The sequence below is a fragment of the Occallatibacter sp. FHG110214_02 genome (genome assembly GCF_059115385.1).
On the sequence record NZ_JBZYWK010000019.1, the window covers coordinates 22,304 to 36,839 of the forward strand.

A 14,536-nucleotide genomic window follows, 5' to 3' on the forward strand; every position below is an offset into this window, starting at 1 on the left:
CACCAAATTTTGAAGTATCATCCTGCGCACAGCCATATTTCAAGAGGAGCAAAGAGCCTACTCTTTACTTCCTGCTTTCGCTGTAGACATCCTCACCACCAGCTCAGGCTGTGTCTTATGCAGCTTTGTTTTGCTGACATTCGCTCCAGACTTAATCGCATGCAATACGCTCTCTGTAGCTTCCATGCCCATCTCACGTAGTGGCTGCCGAATCGTAGTCATCGCGGGTGTAGCCACCTCTGCTGGCAGAACATCATCAAAACCCATCACAGAGCAGTCCTGCGGTACGCGCACTCCTCTCTCACTCAATCCGCGCACCACGCCGAGCGCTGTCAGGTCATCAAACGCCAGAACCGCGCTGAACGATTTTCGTGAAGCCAGCATCTTCTTCGCAAACTGCACGCCGCCCTCAAAACCGGATTCGGGGCCAGCCACGCCACGCAGTTGAAACACAAGCCGCTCATCCAGCTTCATGCCTGTTTCCCGGGCAATGCGCTGAATTCCTGCCCAACGCGGCTCACTGTCGCACAACTCTTCTGGACCGCGAATCACCGCAATCTGCCTGTGTCCCAACTCATACAGATGCCACGCAGCCATCGCTCCGCCTGCTTCATTGTCCACAAGAATCGAGCTGATATCCTGTTGCGTCAAATCACGTCCCACAATCACGATTGGCACATTGTTCTTGCGAATATCTCCAAGCAGGTTCGCCTCTTCAAATACCCAACTCGCAATTACAATTACGCCTTCGGTACGCCGCTCCAGCATCGTATGCAGATAGCTGTCAAACAATTTTCGTTGTGTCTGCGCATCCATAACTAGCGGCATATAACCTGCCTTATGTGCACCGTCCTGAATCCCTCGTATCACCGGTACGCAAAACGGGTCAGACAGGTCAAACGCCAGCACGCCAATCGTCATTGTGCTGCGCCGCCGCAGGCTGCGTGCATAAGCGTCAGGATGATACCCAAGCTGCTGCGCAATTGTGCGAATATGTTCCCGCGTTCTCTCCGCAACATTCTTTGAAAGTGGAGCATCGCTCAACACAATCGAAACCGTAGACACAGAGAAGCCGCTCTCACGAGCAATATCAAGCAACGTCACGTGGCCGGACTTGCGTTGTCCCACTCGTCAGCCTCCTGATTCAGCATTTTTTAGAAAATTCAATTTGTCGCGGCAGGCTAGGGATTCTACCCATGTTCCACGCGCATAAATTTCTTCATTGACACTTCATGGCTCAAAACATATATTGCGCTAAACACTGATTCAAACGTTTCAATCAATATAATCCCGGAGGCACGAGATGAGAACCGGAAAATCCTGTGCAAGCTTTTTTGTGAGGCAGTTCTGCTGTTTGCTCCTGATCTTCGTTTCTATCCACCTGCTCCTCGCGCAAGCTGGCCGCGGCGGTATCAGCGGCATCGTCGCAGACACGACCGGAGCCATCATTCCCGGGGCTGCCGTAACCGCAACGAACACCGCCACCGGTACTCAGCTCACCACCAAAGCCACATCGTCTGGCCTCTATTCCTTCATCTCGCTTGCACCTGGCAGCTATGAAATCAGCGTATCGGCACAGGGCTTTGATACGCTCGTTCAAAAGAATGTTAGTGTCACCCTTGACCAGACCACTACTCTTAATCTCAAGCTCAAGGTTGGCTCTGTCTCGCAGGTCGTCACCGTCACGGAGACCACGGAACTTGTAGATACCAGCAACACCACCGTAGGCCAGCTCATCAACGCGGAAACCATCGACCGTGTGCCCTTGCTTACGCGCAATGTCTACGATCTCGTCCAGCTCAGCTCCGGCGTCACGCCCGCCAACGGCACGCCCAACTCATCCAGCTCACAGTCCATTCAGAGCATCAGCGCAGGCCGTCCCAATGTCGATGTCTCCTCCTATACCATCAACGGCGCCATCGTCGGATCGGTCTACTACATGGTGGATGGCAGCCCGCTCGGCATCGCGGAGAACAACGCTGGCGCCATCATGCCCGCGCTCGACCTGCCTGAGGAAGCCGTCGATGAAGTTCGCGTAGAGACGCAGAACACCCCGGCCAGCTTCCAGTCAGGCGGAGCAGGTGTCATCAGCGTCGCCTCCAAATCCGGCACAGACAAGTTCCACGGCTCAGCCTTCGGCGTCTTCCGCCCCAACATCGGTGCCGCCAATGACTACTTCAATAAGCAGAATCAGGTTGAGCAGGGGATTGCGAACACGCCACCCGAGTTTCATCGCTATCAGGAAGGCGGCTCCATCGGCGGTCCCATCTACAAGAAGAAGCTCTTCTTCTTCGGAGATTTTGAAGCTACCCAGCAGCAGCTCTTCGCAGGCGAATCCCTTGTCGTTCCCACCGCCGCAGAGCGCAATGGTAACTTCTCCGCCCTCTCCGATGTGGACGGTAATCCCATCACCGTTTATGACCCTACCAAGCCAGATCTTGGCGATGGCACACGCCAGCCTCTCTCCGGCAACGTCGTTGCAAGCCCGCTTGCCATCTCTCAGACCTTCTTCTCCCACATGCCTAAGTGCAACCGTTCGAATATTCCCGGCGTGGACTGCGAGTCAGCCTCCGATGATCTGACCCCGAACTATTACTATCCTGGCACCGATCCCACCGACTTCAAGAAATTCGATGTCCGCATTGATTGGGCGCAAAGCGACAAACAGCGCATCTTCGGACGTTATTCGTGGGATCATCACACGCAAGCCACTGTCAACGCATTCGGCAACGAGTGGGATCCCAACTACGCGCAGAATGTTACCCATGCGCAGAACTTCCTTCTCGCCGACGACATTGCACTCAACGCAACCACCGCGCTAAGCCTCCGCTACTCCTTTACCCGCCACTACGAAAACCAGGGCGGCGACCCACGTCAGGACGGCTTCGACATTACCTCTGTTGGCTTTCCCTCTGACCTTGCCGCACAGGAGAACCTTAAAATCCTCCCACTGATTCTCTTTGGCGACAACGGCTCCTGGGTTGGAGGCACAGCCAACTGGAATACATTCCTTTATGCCTCGCAGCACCACGACGCCAACGTCTCGCTGACCAAATCCATCGGTAAGCACTCGCTTTCAGCGGGTTTTGAATATATGAAGCGCTTCCTCAATGTCGGCCAGCCGCCGGCTCCCTCCGGAGCCTATGGCTTTGACGTTACTGCTACCGACCAGACAGCTAACTCCTATGTCGGCGGCAGCGACTTCGCCAGCTTCGAGTTGGGCATCGGCATGACGCCGGGCAACGAGTCCGCCGGTTACCCCAGTTTCTCCAAGGATCTTTTCGCTGCCGAATCTAATCCTTACTACGCGGCCTTCGTCGAAGACACTTGGCACGTCACGCCGAGGTTTACCCTCACACTCGGCTTGCGCTGGGACATCTTCGGTGGACGCACCGAGCGCCACAATCGCCTCGAATACTTCGATCCCTCCGTCAGCACTTCGGTCAATGGCGTCAACTTCACCGGAGCCGAGGTCTATGTCGGCAATGGTCACTCGCGTTCGCCCTACGAGACCAACATGCACGATCTGGGCCCGCGTATCGGCTTCTCCTGGCAGCCCACGCCTCACGTCGTCTTTAACGGCGGAGGTGGCATCTACTATGGCCCCTCCACACAGCAGGTAGGCTCCGCTGGTCTCGACTCCGATGGATTTACTACCAACACCACCTGGAACGCTACCCAGTGGAACTATGATCCCAATACCATCGCCTACGACCGCGGCGGTTTCGGCAACACTGTGCTCCTGAACCCGCTTTCCAATCCCTTCCCGAACGGCGTACTGCAGCCACTCTCGAATACCAGTGGCTACGGGCACAATCTCGGCACCGCTCTTTCCACCGTGCTGCACCACACTCCCACGCCCACTACCTACAATTTCAACCTGGGCTACCAGATCGAACTGCCCCACTCCTTTGTTCTCTCGGCGGCTTATGTGGGCAGCCGCGGCATTTACATCCCGCTCGGAGCGGTCGATCTCAATACACTTGATCTGGCCACCATTGGGAAGTACGGGCCCGAACTTCAGAGCGTCTTTGTTCCTAACCAGTGGAAGGCCATCCAAGATCCCACCAATGCCAATTACGGCTCAGACACCGTGCCTCTCTTTGTTTCTCTCGAACAGTACCCGCAATACGGCGACGGCAACTATGGCGATGGCGTCACCGTTAACGGCGATCCCGGTGGTTTCTCCAACTACCACTCACTTCAGACCAAGATCAATAAGCGGCTCACCAGCCACTTCACCATGCTTGCCAGCTTTACCTGGGCTAAGCTTATGACCAACGATGGCAATCCGCCCCTCGGTTTTGTCGGCTCCCATGCCGGTGGGCCGCAGGATTCCAAGAATATGGAGTTTGAGCATTCCGTCAGCCCACAGGACGTAAAGTACCAGTTCACCGGCGAAGCCTCTTACGATCTTCCTATTGGCAAGGGCCGCCTCGTCGCCCTCTCGGGTCTCGGAAACACACTCCTCGGTGGTTGGACGTTGAACGGCATCTACTATCGCTCTACCGGCATCCCGCTGGCCACACCCGGAACCGGCGATCCACTTGCGCCCTTCGCCCAGCGGCCCAACCTGAGCTGCAATCCTGGCGTTGGTGCGCCGCACACGGTTACCACGTGGTTCAGCCCGGACTGCTTCACCTTGCCGAGCTCGCCCTATGTCGCGGGTAACGCTCCGGCCTATCTCGACATGGTCCGCACCCAAGGCGCGAACGACCTCGACATGTCCATCTACAAGGTCTTTGCCTTCACTGACCGGTTCAAGTGGCGTGTGGAGTTCTCTGCCTACAATCTCGCCAATAAGCCACAGTACGGCGCGCCGAACGTTTACAGTGTGCACGACGTAAACCTATGCAATCCCGGCGACCCCAACAGCAACTGCAGTGCCAAGGAGGACTTCGGCCATATCTACGGCACAGTCAACCAGCCCCGCCAACTTCAGTTTGGAACGCACTTCACCTTCTAGCATCAAGTAGAGCAGGGAAGCACAAACGAAGAACAAAAACAAAAGCGGCGCTCAAAATCAATCGAGCGCCGCTTTAATCTTTTTCAGTTCTCCTACAAAAGTAGCGGTATCACCCCGAATTTAGTAGCCTTTCGGTCTCGAGGATCTTACGAAGAGAAGGAGGGAAGGATCTGCAGTTGCTTTCTATTTCCTATTTCTGTTTTTCTAAACTCTCACGGCCGTCCGAATTCCTCGCACCTGCTTCAATGCTAAGCCAGTTCCATTGCCCAACTCCTTCTGAATCTCCGAAAGAATCGAAAGCGCAATCGTAGCCGGATTCTCTGCGCCAAGGTCGAGCCCTACCGGGGCATGTAGCTCATCCAGCCACTTATCGATCAGCCGTTCCGAAGCCTTTAACCCTATCCTCTGTGCCGCGTCCTCCAGCATCTCGCGAGTCCGTCTCTGCGGCCCCAGTACGCCAACATACGCAGGCCGCAAAGCTCCATCCAAGACCAAGGAAAGCGCCCGCGAATCCTGCTCAAAGCTATGCGTCATAATCACCACCGCATCGCCCGTATGCACGTCCAACTCACAAGGCGTCACAAACACGCGGTCTGCATCGTTAAACCGGGCAGCCGTAGCCAGATGCGATCTCCCATCGGCCACCGCGACAAACCACCCCATCGTGCGCGCAAATTTTACAAGTGGCTTCGCGTCATCGCCCGCGCCAAATACCCAAAGCCCTGGCCGCGCCGCACGCACATCCAACCAGACCCGCGCATCCGTATCCCCAAGCTCCGCCCGAGCCTCATCTGTCGTAGACGCAAACGACCGCCGACCAGTCTCCGGCCCATCCAGCACCGTAGCAATTGCCAGCGGAACCCGCGCCTCAAACGCTGCGCTTAGCGCCAGCATCAACACCCGCGCAGTCTTTTTCCGTTCCAGCAGAATCCAGACCACCCCTCCGCATCCCGACCCATATGGCAGCTCGCCATCATCTTCCTTCGTCGAGTAAGCCCGAACCACGGGCCCATCTTCCGTAAGCCACCAGGCCTTTTGGGCAACAGTGGCCTCCAGGCATCCACCACTAACCGTCCCCGCTCGCCTCCCATCGCTTGCCAGCAGCATCCTCGCCCCCGGCTTGCGATAACTCGATCCTTCAACGGCAACAATCGTAGCCAGCACATACTCCGCCCCGGAGGTTTCCAACTCCCTCCATAGCGGCAAAATGTGCTCAAGGTCTGTCATGCTGTTTCAATCTTCGCTTGCAACAAATCTTCAATGCGTACAGGGAGTTCTCGCACTCGCACACCGGTTGCGTGATAAGCCGCGGCTGTAATTGCCGGCGCAATTCCCGCCAGCCCAATTTCGCCAACTCCGCGAGCGCCATACCCGCCCATCACCGGGTCGGGATAGTCAAGAAACGTAACATCAATCTCCGGCACATCTGCACAAGTCGCCACAAGGTAGTCGGCCATGCTGCCATTGATAGGCTGCCCCGTCCGATGGTCGTAGACAGTCTCTTCCATCAACCCCATGCCCACGCCCATAACAACAGCCCCAGCAATCTGGTTCGCCGCCGCCTTGGGATTGATAATCTTCCCGCCATCCATCACGCTCACCACGCGGCTCACACGCAGCCGGGCAATCTCCGGCTCCCACTCGACTTCCAAAAACTGCGCGCCGTACGAGTGCATCGAGAACCCCTTCATCTTCGGGTCCTCCCATTGCGCAATAGTCTTGCCTTCTGCACTAATCCGCGCCAGCTTTGCTGCCTTCAACAACTCAGCAAACGAGCTGCCGCCAGCCGCCGAACCATCCTTCGTATGCACGCGCCCCGCGGAGTAAGCAACTGTCTCTGCTTTCACTCCCTGCGTCTCTGCTGCCAGTGCCTGCAGTTTTTTAATAGCCTCATCCGCGCCATTCGCAATCGCCGCCAGCACAGATCCGGTCACCATAGACCCGCCCGACATGGGGCCTTCCGGCAGCGCGCTGTCGCCCATAAAAATGTCGATATTTTCGAGCGGCACCCCCGTTTTCTCATGCGCCACCTGCGCAAACACGGTGTAAGTGCCCGTCCCAATATCCTGCGTAGCGCACCGTACGCAAAGCCTGCCTGTATCGCAAAATTCAACGGCCACAGTACAAGCCAGCCGCATCGCTATCCAGCTCGCGCCCGCCATCCCCCAGCCCAGAATCTTCCCATCGCGCGTCATCGACCCAACAGCCGGGTTGTATTTCTCCCAACCAAACTTCTTCGCGCCAACTTCCAAACACTCACGAAAATGTCGCGAAGAGAAGGGAATCCCGCCCATGCTCTCGTCTTTGTCGGTGTCATTCAGCAGCCGCAGTTTCACCGGGTCCATCTGCAAGGCTTCAGCCAGCTCATTCATCGCCGCTTCCGTCGCGTACAACCCCGGCACCGCGCCCGGCCCGCGCATATACATCGGCGCGCCCATATTCCGCCGCACCAGCCCGCTCGTCACCTCCAGGTTCGCAACCGAGTAGAGATAAGGCGTAGCCTCGCCGCAGTTCTCATCAAAGTCATCCAGAATCGAAGTGTTATTCAGCGAGTCATGCCGCAGCGCCAGCAGCTTGCCTTCCTTCGTAGCGCCGAGCTTCACGCGCTGTTCTGTGCGTGGCCTATAGCCTACGGAAGAAAACATCATCCGCCGCGTCAAACTCAGCTTCACTGGTCTGTCCAGTTTCTTCGCAGCCACAGCCGCCAACGCCGTATGCGGCCACGGAAACAACTTCCCGCCAAACCCCGACCCAAGGAAGCGGGTAACCACGCGCACATTCTCCACCGGCAATCCAAGAATCTGCGCCATCACCACGCGATGATTCACCACGCCCTGCGAAGTCTCAAACAGCGTTACGCGGTCGCCATCCCACATCGCAACCGAAGCATGCAATTCAATCGGATTGTGCGTTTCAACCGGAGTGATATAAGTCTGGTCAATCTTCACCGGAGCCATATCAAACGTTTTATCCGGATCGCCGCGCTTCGAGTTGGATTTCCTCTTGCCGTCATAGTCACTTAGCTTGATTCGCAAATCGGCAGGCTCTTTGGCATATTCCACCTTTACCGCATGCGCGGCGGCAGTAGCCTGTTCCAGCGTCTCGGCAACTACCACGGCCACATACTGCCCCCAGTGCCGGACAATCTCATCCTCAAGCGCTGCGCGAACCTCTGAGTTTGTCGCATTGCTATCGCCAGGAACGGTGCGGTACAGCTTGCCGATATTACCGTGGTCAAGTACAAGCAGCACTCCCGGCATCTTCTCAGCGGTAGCCGCGTCAATCCGCACGATTTTTGCGTTGGGCACGGTCGCCGTCACCGGAACAGCATGGGCCATACGGTCAAAGTGAAAATCCGCAGCATACTGTGCCGAGCCGCTAGTCTTCAGCGGCCCATCAATCCGAGGCGTAGCCTTCCCAACAATCGAGGCCGAAGTTGTCGTCGTAATATCCATCTGTTTTCTCGTCCCTAAGCCTGCAACAAATCCTCAATTCGGACCGGCACTTCCCGCATCCGAATCCCCGTAGCGTGATACACCGCCGAAGTCACCGCCGGAGCAATCCCTGCCAGCCCAATCTCGCCAATTCCGCGCGCGCCATACTCATTCACAATCGGGTCCGGCTTATCAAGGAACGTCACATCAATCTCCGGCAAGTCCGCACAAACCGGCACAAGATAATCCGCAAAGCTTCCATTGATAGGCTGTCCCGTCCGATGGTCGTAAATCGTCTCTTCCATCATGCTCATTCCCACGCCCATCATCGTCGCGCCCTGCATCTGGTTCAGCGCCGCCTTCATGTTGATAATCCTGCCCACGTCATACACCGAAACAATCTTCGAGATGCGCAGCCGCGCAATCTCCGGCTCCCACTCCACCTCGGCAAACTGCGCGCCAAACGAGTGCTGCGAGTACCCCTTATCCTTCGCGGTCTGGCTGGAAGGCACCGTCGTCCCTGTTCCCGAAACGCCTTCCATATTCGCTACCTTCAAAATCTCCGCAAACGGCACGCCAGCCGGAGGCGGTACAGCGCCCTTGCTATAAGAAGCACCAACCAGGTGAGCCGTCTGCGTCTCCTTTGCATGCACACGCCCGCCCGCAACTATCAGCGCGCTTGCCTCCATGCCATGAAACGGCGACCCCTCCGTCTGTGAAGCAACCGCCAGCAGATTGTCCACCGCATGATTCACCGCATACAGCGCCGCCGGCAGCAGCGCACTCGTCGCCCGCGAACCACCCGAAGTAGGCCCATCGGGAAGGGAAGTGTCCCCCAGAAAAACATCAATGCGATCCAGCGGCACGCCCGTCTTCTCGCTCACCACCTGCGCAAAAATCGTATACGTGCCCGTCCCAATATCCTGCGTGGCAGATTTAATCGCAATCCGCCCATTCGCCGTCATCTCCACAATCGCATTGCACCGCTCCCGCGAGGAGCTCCAGCTAGCCACAGCCATTCCCAGCCCAACAATCTTCCCATTGCGCCGGATCGACCCAACCTCAGGCCTCCAACGCTCCCATCCAATTTTCTTCGCGCCCGTCTGGATGCATTCCTTCAAATACCGCGAAGAAAACGGCAGGTTCGTCCCCTCGTCCATCTTCGCGTCATTCTGAATCCGCAGTTCCACCGGATTGATCTTCAGCTTCCAGGCCAGTTCGTCCATCGCGGACTCCAGCGCAAAAATCCCCGGCACCGCACCAGGCCCGCGCATCGGAGCAGGACGCCCAATGTTCCTCTTCGCCAACCCGCTCGAAGTTTCAAGATTCGCGCAGCTATACAAAAACGGCGTCTGCTCCCCGCACCGTTCGACAACATCATCCGCAATCGAAGTGTGATTCAGAAAATCATGCCGAATCGCCAGCAGCTTCCCATCCGGCGTAGCTCCCAGTTGAATCCGCTGCTGCGTCCTTGGCCTGTGCCCCACATTCGCAAACATCAGCCGCCGGTCCATACTCACTTTTACCGGCTTCCCAAGCTTCCTGGCAGCCACAGCCGCCAGCCCCGAGTGCGGCCACGCAAACAGCTTCGACCCAAACCCCGACCCAATGAACCGCGAGATCACGCGCACATTGTCCTTCGGAATTCCCAGCCAGTTCGCCAGCGTATTCTTATGCCCCACCACGCCCTGCGAGCTGTCATACAGCGTCACATGATCGCCCTCCCACGCCGCCACCAGCGCATGCATCTCCATCGGGTTATGCGTCTCCGGCGGAGTCACATACATCTCATCAATCACCACCGGCGCCGTCTTCAGCGCCGCATCAGGATCTCCCCTTTTCCACGCACTTTTCCAAGCCCCGGAGTAGTCTTTCCAAAGCTCCGTTCGAACATCAGGCGTCTCCGCGTCATACTTCACGCGAACCGCATCCGCAGCATTCGTCGCCTGCTCCAGCGTTTCCGCCACAACCAGCGCCACATACTGTCCCCAGGAAGTAATCGCCCCATCCGAAAACCCCGGCCCCTTGTAGCTCGAATCAAAGTTATCGTGATGATAGACAGCCACCACCCCCGCCATCTTCTCCGCGGCCGAAGTATCCAGCGAAGCAATCCGCCCCTTGGCAACCGTGCTCGTCACCGGCACGCCATACACCAGCCCCGGCAAGTCATGATCCACCGCATACCGCGCCACGCCTGTAGTCTTCAGCGGCCCATCAATCCGCGGCACCGCCGCGCCAATAATCGCTTCCCCGGTAGGAACAGTAACCGTCGCCATAACCAAACTCCCTCAGCAAAAAGTGCCGTGTCATCCTGAACGAAGCGTTTTTCAGCGGAGTGAAGGATCTGCGGTTGCCTTTGCCAGCTCTCCCACAAACTCTTGGGTGCCCCACTCATGCGCGCTCTTTGCGCATGGGTGGGATAGCATTCCCGCAAACTCACCACGAATTCGCCTTTTCTCGTCTTTCGTCACTCGTCCCTAAACCGACCGCGGATATTGCCCTTCAATCTCCGCGCCCTTCGTCGTAGCAACCTTCAGCGCCCGCACCACGCACCGCTTTGCCAACTCCACCTTGAACCCGTTATCCGTCCTCGGCTTCGCATCCTTAAGCGCCGCCTTAGCCGCCTCGCGAAAATTCTCCTCAGTCGGAGCCTTTCCCTTCAGCACAGCCTCAGCCTCATGACTCCGCCAGGGTTTCGTCCCCACGCCGCCCATTGCCACGCGAACATAAGCAATCTTCCCGCCCTCAACCCGCGCCACAACGGCAGCCGAAGCCAGCGCGAACTCATAGCTCGCGCGATCCCGCAGCTTCAAATAAACGCTCTTCGCACCCGTTACCGGCTTAGGCAGCTCAACATACGTCACCAGCTCCCCCGGCTCCAGCGCATTCTCAATATGCGGAGTATCCCCCGGCAGCTTATGAAACTCGCCCACCGGAATCGTGCGCCTTCCCTTCGGCCCCTCAATATGCACCACAGCCTCCAGCGCCACCATAGCCACAGCCATATCGCTCGGATGCGTAGCAATGCAATGCTCGCTCGTCCCCAGCACCGCATGCATGCGATGAAACCCATCCAGTGCTGCGCATCCCGTCCCCGGCACGCGCTTATTGCATCCATAGCTGCCCGGCTCGCCCGCGCTCGGCTCGCGAAAATACGCACATCGTGTCCGCTGCAACAGATTCCCGCCCGTCGTAGCCATATTCCGCAACTGCGGACTCGCCCCCGAAAGAAGCGCCTGCGACAACACCGCATAATCCCGCTTCACCGCTGAATTCCAAGCCAGGTCGCTATTCCTCACCAGCGCCCCAACCTTCAACCCGCCCGCAGGCGTAGGTTCAATCTTGTCGAGCGGCAGCAAATTAATATCGACCAGCCCTGACGGCTTCTCGACATTCAGCTTCATCAGGTCCACCAGCGTCGTCCCGCCTGCAATAAACTTCGCCCCACCCGACACCGAAGCCAGCGCCTTCTCCGTCCCCGTAGCCTTCACATACCCAAAACTCTGCATCTCAGCCTCCAGCTATCCTTCTGCTGACTTGCTAACTTGCTATGCGCAAAGCGCGCTAACTTGCTGCATTTGTGTAAGCGCTTCAGGTTTCCTTCTTTTGGAGACCTGGAAGAACAAATCCCTGCTTATGCGCGCAAAGCCTTTACCGACTTCACCGCCGCCACGATATTCGTATAAGCCCCGCACCGGCAGATATTCCCCGCCATCGCATGCTTAATGTCCTCGTCCGTATTCGGGATCGGCTCCTTCAACAGCGCAACAGCGCTCATAATCTGTCCGCTCGTGCAATATCCGCACTGGTAGCCGTCATGCTCCACAAACGCCGCCTGCATTGGGTGCAGGTTCTCCGGAGTCCCAACGCCTTCAATCGTCGTGACCTCATCGCCCTCGTGCATCACCGCAAACGAAAGGCAGCTATTCACCCGCCGCCCATTCACATGCACCGTGCAAGCCCCGCACTGTCCGTGGTCGCAGCCCTTCTTCGTGCCCGTCAGGTGAATCCGCTCGCGCAGCGTGTCGAGCAGCGTCGCCCGCGTATCAATCCCCTTAAGCACGTACTCTTTCCCGTTCACACGCAGCGTAACGTCGGCAACGTTGTCCGCCTCGGGGGCCTTAACCTCCGGCTCAACCACCGGCACAGCTTTGGCAACCGGAGCCGTGCCAGCCACAACACCTGCCGCGCCAAGCCCCGATAAAAACAACCGCCGCGAAAACCGTCCCGAACCGGACTCAGCTGTTACAGGCTCCAGGTCAATCGACTGCCGCTCCGCATCTTCAGCAGAAGGCACAGGCGAAGGAGCCACATTACGCGGCTTCAAATGTTCAAAGCGAATCTTCGGTAAATCAGCCACAGGAGACCTCCTGATGAGAGACAATCCACTCCCTCCAAACGGGAGCACAAGCAAGACGAAAGGCAAAATGGGAAAGAGATTTCGCAGGGTAACAAACCGCTGTGCCAATCATCCTAACCCAGATTCAGCACAGCCCCCGCAAGCCATTTCGTTCGTAAATGGAGACAATAAAAATTGCTAAAAACAAAAATGGTTATCGTTGAAATCGCAAGGAACCCACGCGCAATCGCCTCACCAGATCAATCCGTTCTTCCGTATCCTGAAAAACGTATTCATTCATACTGTTTCGATCATTTTTCGCGCGCTAAAACCAGCAAAGGGAAGCACGAAATCGTGCTCCCCTCTCAAAACATCCTGCCACAACATCCGTCCTGCTTTTTCTTACACAAACAAAAGCAGTAGTTTGGTCTTTCACTAGTGACTGGTCACTAAGCAACCACCGCCACCTGCTTAGCGCCCGACACGCGTTCTACTACTGTCTCCGGTTCCGCCGACCGCAGCCCAAGCTTCTCTTCAATCTTCTTGTAGTTCGCAATCTTGTGAACCAGAATCGCATGCGCTTTTTCAAGCGCCTGAATCTGGTCTGCAATTACCGCCTGGTGATCTTCCAGAATCTTCCGCCTCTCCAGCGATGTGCCTTCGCCCTGTTCCCGCAGAGCGGCATACCGCTGCAGGTCGCGAATCGGAATATTCGTTGCCCGCATACAGTGCAAAAAGTTCAACCAGGCAGCATCAGATTCGGAGTAGCGCCGATGCCCATTCCGGGCACGCCCCACCGGCTGAATCAATCCCACGCGTTCGTAGTACCGGAGCGTGTGCGTCGTCATGCCGCAACGTTCCGCCATGGTCCGAATGGTATAACCAGAGTTCCGCATATCTTCACCGTACTCCTTATAGCGCGCTCCAAGTCAACAGCACTCATTTCCTTGCTGAATGAATTTCGATTTCATCAAAACCTATCTTTATCAACCAGCTAGCAGAAAAAACCAAAGTCTTTCCTCACCCGCTTTACATTTCTTAAGATTCTCTTGACTTTGTAAATTACAAGCCGCCGGAGCCCGATTCTCTCTAACGTTGGAGACGTTGGCGCACTATAAAGGGCAGATTATTTGCAATTACAGTAGTCTCTGCTCTCCTTGGCCCCTTTCCTGTGGAAAATGCGTCCATAATCGTTGGATCCAAGGTGGAATTCACATGGAGAATTTCTTTCAATCAATTGAAAAATAAAGAATTTATCTGTATTCTGGCCACGAAAAGGACCGTATGACACAGCCGGATTATGCAGCAATGCTTCAAGTAGCACTTGAAGAGGCAAAACAGGGTTTTTCTGAGGGGGGCGTTCCCGTAGGAGCCGCTCTTTTCACTCCAGCAGGCGAAGTCCTGGGCAGAGGCCGCAACCGCCGCGTCCAGCAGGGCGACCCCAGCGTTCATGGCGAAACCGATGCCTTCCGTTCCGCCGGCCGCCAGCGCACCTACCGCGACAAGATCATGGTGACCACCCTCGCTCCCTGTTGGTATTGCTCCGGGCTCATCCGCCAGTTCAACATCGGCACAGTGGTCGTAGGCGAAAGCCGAACGTTTTCCGGCGGCGTAGACTGGCTTCGCGAAAACGGGGTCCGGATCATAGATCTCGACAACGAAGAGTGCCACGCCCTGATGCAGAGCTTCATCACTGCTAAACCCAAAATTTGGAACGAAGATATCGGCGAAGATTAGGGACAGACCATAGCCGCTCAGGTAGGCCGGGGATTTACCCCCGGCAAAAATGGGACAGCG

General features: G+C 56.7%; 9 protein-coding genes. 2 read left to right on the forward strand and 7 right to left on the reverse strand.

Translation table 11 applies throughout. From position 1 onward, the window contains the following. Nucleotides 1-57: 57 nt before the first annotated feature. Nucleotides 58-1,128, reverse strand: a complete 1,071-nt coding sequence (locus AC5S3R_RS15525) for a LacI family DNA-binding transcriptional regulator (RefSeq protein WP_494268023.1) — start codon at nt 1,126-1,128, stop codon at nt 58-60. 226 nt (nt 1,129-1,354) lie between these two features. Here AC5S3R_RS15525 and AC5S3R_RS15530 point away from each other — a divergent pair, with 226 nt between their 5' ends. After that, nucleotides 1,355-4,966, forward strand: a complete 3,612-nt coding sequence (locus tag AC5S3R_RS15530; protein ID WP_494268024.1) for a TonB-dependent receptor — start codon at nt 1,355-1,357, stop codon at nt 4,964-4,966. Between the two features lie 204 nt (nt 4,967-5,170). Here the strand turns inward: AC5S3R_RS15530 and AC5S3R_RS15535 are convergent, their stop codons facing one another. The 6 genes from AC5S3R_RS15535 to AC5S3R_RS15560 form a co-directional block, all read right to left on the reverse strand. Then, entirely contained in the window at nt 5,171-6,193 is a 1,023-nt protein-coding gene (locus AC5S3R_RS15535) for an XdhC family protein (protein WP_494268025.1), read from the reverse strand. Further along, nucleotides 6,190-8,421, reverse strand: coding sequence for a xanthine dehydrogenase family protein molybdopterin-binding subunit (locus AC5S3R_RS15540; RefSeq protein ID WP_494268026.1), 2,232 nt, complete (start codon nt 8,419-8,421; stop codon nt 6,190-6,192). Before AC5S3R_RS15540 ends, AC5S3R_RS15535 begins: the two co-directional genes overlap by 4 nt. 14 nt (nt 8,422-8,435) lie before the next feature. Then, the gene (locus tag AC5S3R_RS15545; protein ID WP_494268027.1) at nt 8,436-10,676 is read right to left on the reverse strand and encodes a xanthine dehydrogenase family protein molybdopterin-binding subunit; all 2,241 of its coding nucleotides are present in this window, start codon (nt 10,674-10,676) and stop codon (nt 8,436-8,438) included. A 201-nt stretch (nt 10,677-10,877) separates the two neighbouring features. Then, nucleotides 10,878-11,909 (reverse strand): FAD binding domain-containing protein, encoded by a 1,032-nt coding sequence (locus tag AC5S3R_RS15550; protein WP_494268029.1) that lies wholly within the window; start codon nt 11,907-11,909, stop codon nt 10,878-10,880. Between the two features lie 125 nt (nt 11,910-12,034). After that, nucleotides 12,035-12,760 carry a (2Fe-2S)-binding protein gene (locus tag AC5S3R_RS15555; protein WP_494268031.1) on the reverse strand — a complete coding sequence of 242 codons (726 nt, stop codon included), beginning with the start codon at nt 12,758-12,760 and terminating at the stop codon, nt 12,035-12,037. A gap of 428 nt (nt 12,761-13,188) precedes the next feature. Beyond that, complete coding sequence (locus AC5S3R_RS15560; RefSeq protein WP_494268033.1) at nt 13,189-13,635, reverse strand: MerR family transcriptional regulator; 447 nt, start codon at nt 13,633-13,635, stop codon at nt 13,189-13,191. A gap of 388 nt (nt 13,636-14,023) precedes the next feature. On the opposite strand from AC5S3R_RS15560, the gene AC5S3R_RS15565 reads away from it, so the two are divergent. Then, nucleotides 14,024-14,476 carry a nucleoside deaminase gene (locus tag AC5S3R_RS15565; RefSeq protein ID WP_494268035.1) on the forward strand — a complete coding sequence of 151 codons (453 nt, stop codon included), beginning with the start codon at nt 14,024-14,026 and terminating at the stop codon, nt 14,474-14,476. The last annotated feature ends 60 nt before the right edge of the window (nt 14,477-14,536 follow it).